Below are 5581 nucleotides of genomic sequence, written 5' to 3'. Positions count from 1 at the left end.
TCCGGGTCTGGGCTAGCAATGTCGGTCGATCTCTAGCAGCCCGTTAGCAACGTCGAGGCTTCGTTAGCAGCGCCCGTCAGATCTTGCGGTCATTCCGGCTGGGTGCAGGGAGGCCACTGGGGTAGTCAGAGCGCGAGGACGGGCCGGGTGGAGAAGTCCTCGTACATGTCCTCTCCCTCCGGGCCGTACACGAACTCGGTGGCGAGGAAGGGATGACGGTTGGCCGTGGCGAGCGGCAGCCAGCCCAGCAGGTGGCCGTAGCCGCCGCAGGCCGACTCGCCGCCGTCGCCGCCGTGCACCGTGGTGACGTCGCTCGTCAGCTCTGTCCGGTAGGTGTCGTAGGCGATGTGCAGACCCAGGGCGTTCGGCCGGTGCTGCGGCCCCGATGGGTGGTCGTAGGGGATCCGGTCGAGGGGACAGTCGTCACCCCAGCGGAACAGGGTGGTCGCCCCGGCGCCGCAGGCGTGCTCCCACTCGTCGGAGCTCGGCATCCGCAGGCCGCGCGCCGCAAGAACGGCCGGCATGTCGGCGGCGGGTTCGGTCAGGTTCTCGTCCTTCACTCCCATGAGCACCGTCGCCAAGGTGACGTGTCGGCGAGGACTGAGCAGCTGAGCGAGGTGGGCCCGTAGATCGGGGCCGTAGCCGAAGCCCTGCGCCTCGCTCTCCTGGTAGTCGGCGACCTGCTCGGGCGTTGGCTGCCAGGAGTCGAGGTCGAAGCCGAGCGTGACGGTGCCACCTGGCACCAGGGCGAACTCCTGACCGTCTCGCTCGATCCGAACACGGTGCATCCGGGCACCCAGGTGCTCGACGGCCTCGACGGCAACCACATGCCCGCCCGCCAGGTCGGCAGCTCGCCGTGCGAGGCGACGGGCGGTCGACAGGTCGAGCGATCGCCACTGGTCGAGGGTGAGGTCGGTGAGGGACATGCGCCGCAGTCTTACACGGGGGCCTGACAGCGCCCGCGTCGGGCAACCCGCGGGGAGATGGCCTCGAAGACTGCGGACTGCTAAAGATCAGCCGCCCGACCCACTGCTAACGTCGCGCAGAGTCAGGCATTTCACCAGGACCGCTTGCTGAAAATCCCGCCGAACCTACACCGATGTAGGTTCCGGGTCCGCGCTCGCAGTGTCGGTCGATCTCATAGCAGTCGACTAGAAATCTTCCGGGTCGCGCTAGTGTCCCGAGTCTCGGAAGAGCTGCATATTTAGGGTTTGGGGTTCGGTAGGCGGTTCAAGTAGCCGGCGAGGCGTTCGAAGATTTCGTCGGCGGACTTGGTCCAGGTGAACGGCTTGGGGTCCTCGTTCCAGTGGGCGATCCAGTCGCGGATGTCCTTCTCGAGCGTCTGGACGTTCTTGTGGACGCTGCGCCGTATCTGTTTGTCCGTCAGCAGCGCGAACCAGCGCTCGACCTGGTTGAGCCAGGACGAGCTGGTGGGTGTGAAGTGCATGTGGAAGCGCGGGTGCGCCAGGAGCCACTTCTGGATGGCGGGGGTCTTGTGGGTGGCGTAGTTGTCACAGATCAGGTGGACGTCGAGCTCGGCCGGGACCTCCTTGTCGAGCTTGGTGAGGAACTTCTTGAACTCGGCGGCGCGGTGGCGGCGATGCAGGGAGCCGATGACCTCGCCGGTGGCGGTATTGAGGGCCGCGAACAAGGTGGTGACGCCGCCGCGCAGGTGGTCGTGAGTGCGGCGCTCGGGCATGCCCGGCATCATCGGCAGCACCGGGGCCGAGCGGTCCAACGCCTGGATCTGGGACTCCTCATCGACGCAGAGCACGATGGCGCGCTCGGGCGGGTCAAGATAGAGGCCCACGACGTCGCGGACCTTCTCGACGAACTGCGGGTCCCTGCTCAGCTTGAAGGTGTCGACCTGGTGGGGCTTGAGGCCGAAAGTCCGCCAGATACGCGAAACCGTCGACTGGCTCAGCCCGCTCTGCTTCGCCATCTCCCGGGTGGACCAATGCGTGGCACCCTTCGGCGTCGTTTCCAGAGTCCGCACGATCACGTCTTCGACCTGCTCATCCGTCACCGTGCGCGCGGGCCCCGGCCGCTTCTCGTCGGCAAGGCCCTCAAGCCGGTTGACCGCGAACCGCTTGCGCCACGTAGCCACGGTGGTCGGGTGGATCCCGAGGTCGGAGCCCACCTGGGTATTCGACAGCCCGTCGGCACACGCGAGGACGATCCGGCACCGCAACGCCAGAGCCTGCGCGGACGTCGCCCGCCGCGACCAGCGCAGCAACGTCTCACGCTCGTCATCCGTCAAGACCGCTTCGACCGTCGGCCGACCCATGCGCGCCATGAACCCAGGATACTTCTATGGCTTTTCTAAGACTCGGGACACTAAGAGCTGTCCCGTAACTACGGATCGGGACGGACGCCTCGGACATGTGCGATCACGTCTGGTTGGCCCAGGCCGGGACGGTTGATCCGGCCTCGGCCTCGGATCACGCCGTCTGCAGCCAGTCTTTTCCGCAGTGCGTCGGGGGCCAGGGGGCTCTCGAAGCCCTCGCTGAGGCCTTGCCCTGTATCTGCGTACTCGTAGCGGACCGCGTACATCCTTCCCGCGTGATGCCATTCGCAGCGGACCAGAGGTCGCGCGAGGACTGCCTCGAACCACTCTGCCGCTCTGTTCGCCAGCTCCGTAGGGCTGCCTGCGGCTTCGAACTCACTCGCGGTCTGCCGGATAGTGAAGTCCTGCTTATGGAGTTCGCCCCCACGGACGGCGGAACCGTCGAAGTGGGCGCCCACCGTCAGCACTCCCTGGTTGCGTTGCGGGTCACCGATGTCCAGATAGACGATCAGCTGTCCGTCGGAGGTGTGTTCCGACGGCAGCACGACAGTGTCGAGCGGGTCCACCAGCCAGGATCCCGCGCGTTCGGCCAGAACGTCCACGAACGCGCGTTGCGCGACGTCCAGGTCGTCCTCGTCATACTCGAACCAGGGGATCTCATCCATGACCGCACTCTACGGGCGACACAGAGGCTGTCCAGGAGCTGCCGGTCACAGGTGAGATGATCTTGGTATGGCTGGTGTGATCACGGCGTCGGAGACCTCCTGGATAGCCCCGTTCACCGGGCTAAGCCCGCGCGCCTTCGGGAAGCTGGTGACCGTGCTGCGGCGCGAGGGGGCGGCCGCGGTCCGCAAGGGCCGGCCGTGGAGCCTTCCGCTGGAGGACCGGGCACTGCTGGTCGCGGCTTACTGGCGCACGAATTTGACGATGCGCCAGCTCGCCCCGCTCTTCGGGGTCTCGAAGTCGGCCGCGGACCGCATCATCGACCACCTCGGGCCCATGCTCGCTGTTCAGCCCCGCAAGCGGTTCGCCAAGGACACGGTGCTGATCGTGGACGGCACTCTCGTGCCCACCCGCGATCACACCGTGGCCGAGCAGTCGAAGAACTACCGGTACTCCACCAATCACCAGGTTGTCATCGACGCCGACACCCGCCTGATCGTCATGGTCGGCCGGCCTCTGCCCGGCAACCGCAACGACTGCAAGGCATGGGAGGAGTCCGGCGCGAAGGCCGCCGTCGGCAAGACCATGACGATCGCCGACGGCGGCTATCCGGGCACCGGACTCGTCATGCCGCACCGCCGCTGCAAGGGTGAGGACTTGCCGGACTGGAAGGAAGCCCACAACAAGTCCCACAAGCAAGTCCGCGCCCGCGTCGAGCACGTCTTCGCCCGCATGAAGACCTGGAAAATCCTCCGCGACTGCCGCCTCAAAGGCGACGGAGTCCATCACGCCATGCTCGGCATTGCACGCATGCACAACCTCGCCCTCGCCGGATAGACGAGCGGCCCCGCACACCGCTGACGACTCCGGAGCGGCGGCTCAAAGATCATTTACGGGACAACCCTTAGGGGCAATACCGGTAACTTAGGGCTTTGGTGTTCGTTTGACTCGTTTGGGTTTGGTGGCGCCAACGAGGGTGATGGCCGGGGCGGGTGGGCGGTCTGCAGCCCGGTGGACGGCGCGTTTGAGGGGCCAGCTGGCGACTTTGCGTTTGATGACGCGGGGGTTGGCCCGGCGGCGTCGTTGTGGCAGGAGGCGTTCCAGGAGTTCAGCGTGGGTGGCTTTGACGGCGCGGAGGAGTCGGCCGGGGGGAAAACGCCGCCTGGTCGGTGACCTGGCGGCGCACGACGCGCAGTGAGCGGGTGAAGGAGATCCGGTCGGGGTCCCGGTCGGCTTGTCGTGCGGCTTGGTGCATCAGGTGCCGGATGGCGTGGTGGACGAGCAGGAATCCGTAAAGTTCCTGCTCGGCCCCGTCAGGGTGCTGCGAACGCAGTACCAGGTGCGGCCCGCCGAGGTGGGTCTTGATTTCGTCCAGGGTGGACTCGAACTCCCATCGCTGGGCGTAGAGGGCGGCCAGTTCCGCGGCCGGGGCGGCGTGCGGGTCGAGGATCGTGGTGAGGAGCCGGTAGACGCCCTCATGGCCGGCGATGGTGTATTCCACCGCACGTACCGGCACCCCGCGACGGGTGTGGTGGATGTCGCTGCGGTCGAAGATCTCGGTGAGGTAGGAGCCGTCCGGCAGCTGCTCGAGCACCGGCAGCACGAGGTCTTTGCGGACTCGCCACAGCAGGTCCGCCCCTGTGGCCGCGGCTGCGCGCCACAGGTCCACGCCGTAGAAGCCGCGGTCGGCCAGCAGCAGTATGCCCGGCTGCAGGGACACCAGGACCGCCCGGGCCAGCGCCTGTTCTCCGGTGCGCAGAGCTCCGGTCGCCGCATCGAAGACGGCGTGGGTGCCGCACTCCACCAGGCCGACCATGCGCAACTGCGGGTAGCCGACGTCCTGTTCACCGCGCCCGGAGCGGGGCGGACGGCCAAACGCCTCCATGTTCGTCTTCGTGTCGGGCAGGTCGAATGTGGTGCCGTCGATCGCGGTCAGCCGCCAGTCGCGGTAGAAGGCGCCCTGAGTGTCCGGTGTGGCAACCGGACGGCACACCCGCGCGAACAGCTCTCGCAGCGGCGCCACCCCCAGCCGGGACCTGGCTTTCCAGATCGCCGCCGTACTCGGCACCACCCACGACGTACGCCAACGCCGAGCATCCTGCAGACCCGCGGTCAGCAGCCGGGCGACCTCCTCATAGCTCTGCCCGGAGAACAGGCACATCGCCAACACGAAGTAGACCACCAGCCGGGCCGGCAACAGCCGGTTGCGCTGCTGCACCCGCCCCGTCTCCGCCAGCACCTCATCCACAAGCGACTGGGGAAACGCCTGGGTCAGCACCCCGACCGCGACCCGGTCCGACAACCGCTCACCAGATGACTTCAGTTGACCCGCTCTTGCCACACCAACAACAACGACCGGATTGCCCCTAAGTTACCGGTATTGCCCTTAGGGGCTGTCTTCGGTTGTGATCAATTGGGTTTCAGGAGGCTGCTGCTCCAGATGGTTGCTGCCCGGAGATGGAGTCCTGATAGACGCGGCGACAGTGCGCTCGTGCCGAACGGGCTTCGCCGACCCTTGCCCGGTGAAGCCCGTTCGGCCGAAGTGGCGCTGTGTCACGCGGTGTGCAGCGTCAGCCCGTAGCGGTTCAGGATCTCGTTGATGGGCTGGTACCAGGTCTCGCCGCCGGAGGC

The 5581-nt window shown here is 66.8% G+C and carries 5 protein-coding genes; 1 reads left to right on the top strand and 4 read right to left on the bottom strand.

The window, feature by feature from the left end; genetic code table 11:
- Positions 1-125: 125 nt before the first annotated feature.
- The 3 genes from LQ326_RS46735 to LQ326_RS46725 form a co-directional block, all read right to left on the bottom strand.
- The gene (locus LQ326_RS46735; RefSeq protein WP_234545303.1) at positions 126-926 is read right to left on the bottom strand and encodes a hypothetical protein; all 801 of its coding nucleotides are present in this window, start codon (positions 924-926) and stop codon (positions 126-128) included.
- A 278-nt stretch (positions 927-1204) separates the two neighbouring features.
- Positions 1205-2296 (bottom strand): IS630 family transposase, encoded by a 1092-nt coding sequence (locus LQ326_RS46730; RefSeq protein ID WP_234545302.1) that lies wholly within the window; start codon positions 2294-2296, stop codon positions 1205-1207.
- A 59-nt stretch (positions 2297-2355) separates the two neighbouring features.
- Entirely contained in the window at positions 2356-2952 is a 597-nt protein-coding gene (locus tag LQ326_RS46725) for a hypothetical protein (RefSeq protein WP_234545301.1), read from the bottom strand.
- A gap of 67 nt (positions 2953-3019) precedes the next feature.
- Between LQ326_RS46725 and LQ326_RS46720 the strand changes: the two genes are divergently transcribed.
- Positions 3020-3787, top strand: a complete 768-nt coding sequence (locus LQ326_RS46720; RefSeq protein WP_234545300.1) for a transposase — start codon at positions 3020-3022, stop codon at positions 3785-3787.
- A 271-nt stretch (positions 3788-4058) separates the two neighbouring features.
- Here LQ326_RS46720 and LQ326_RS46715 read toward each other — a convergent pair whose 3' ends face one another.
- Positions 4059-5291 carry an IS4 family transposase gene (locus tag LQ326_RS46715; RefSeq protein ID WP_234545299.1) on the bottom strand — a complete coding sequence of 411 codons (1233 nt, stop codon included), beginning with the start codon at positions 5289-5291 and terminating at the stop codon, positions 4059-4061.
- Positions 5292-5581 lie beyond the last annotated feature (290 nt).

This window comes from Streptomyces shenzhenensis, from assembly GCF_021462265.1.
Taxonomy (GTDB): domain Bacteria; phylum Actinomycetota; class Actinomycetes; order Streptomycetales; family Streptomycetaceae; genus Streptomyces; species Streptomyces shenzhenensis.
This window is presented reverse-complemented; position numbering and strand designations above follow the sequence as displayed.